The organism is Streptomyces sp. NH27 (assembly GCF_056859195.1).
On the sequence record NZ_JACEGK010000983.1, the window covers coordinates 1 to 1,084 of the forward strand.

At 72.4% G+C, this 1,084-nt stretch carries 1 protein-coding gene; it reads left to right on the top strand.

Annotated features, from left to right (window positions below; genetic code table 11):
* Positions 1-1,084: cytochrome P450 family protein (locus AC13HU_RS37545; RefSeq protein WP_483046484.1), on the top strand; the 1,084-nt coding region annotated here is incomplete at both ends.

The window sequence follows — 1,084 nt, forward strand, 5'->3', positions numbered from 1 at the left end:
GTCCTGGACCCCACCGGCTCCGACCCGGACTCCGAGCACGAGAAGCTGCGCGCCCAAGGCCCCGCCGCGCGCGTCGACATCCTCGGCGTACCGGCCTGGGCCGTCCCCGACCCGACCCTGCTCAAGCAGCTCCTGACCGGCCCCGACGTCTCCAAGGACGCCCGGCAGCACTGGCCGGCCTACGACCACGCGGTCGCGACCTGGCCGCTGGCGCTGTGGGTGTCGGTGCACAACATGTTCACCGCGTACGGCGGCGACCACCGCAGGCTGCGCCGGTTGGTCTCACCGGCCTTCAGCGCCCGCCGGATAGCCGCGCTGGGCGATCGGGTCGAGCAGATCGTCACCTCGCTGCTCGACCGGCTCGACGAGCTGGCCCAGGATGCCCCCGGCACGCCCACGGACCTGCGCGAGCTGTTCGCCTACCCGATCCCGATCCAGGTGATCAGCCATCTGATGGGCCTGCCCGAGGAGCAGCAGGCGGGCTTCCGCACCGTGGTGGACGGGGTCTTCTCCACCACCCTCACCCCCGACGAGGCGATGGCCAACACCCTCCGCCTGTACGGGGTGCTGGACGACCTGATCGCCGCCAAGCGCACCACGCCCGGCGACGACATGACCTCTCTGCTGATCGCCGCGCGCGACGAGGAGGGCGACGGCTCGGCGCTGGACGAGACCGAACTGCGCGACACCCTGCTGCTGATGATCAGCGCCGGCTACGAGACCACCGTCAACCTCCTCGACCAGGCGATCGCCGCGCTGCTGACCCACCCGGACCAGCTGGCGCTGGTCCGGTCCGGCGGCTCGGACTGGTCCTCGGTCGTGGAGGAGACGCTGCGGCTGGAGCCGGCGGTGAAGAACCTGCCGATGCGGTTCGCGATCCGCGACATCACGCTGCCCGACGGGCAGGTGATCGCGACCGGCGAGGCGATCCTCGCCGCGTACGCCGCCGCGAACCGGCATCCCGACTGGCACGGCGAGACGGCCGGGCAGTTCGACCTCACCCGCACCGCGCCCGGCCCCGAGCACCTCGCCTTCGGCCACGGCGTGCACTTCTGCCTGGGCGCCCCGCTGGCCCGGTTGGAGG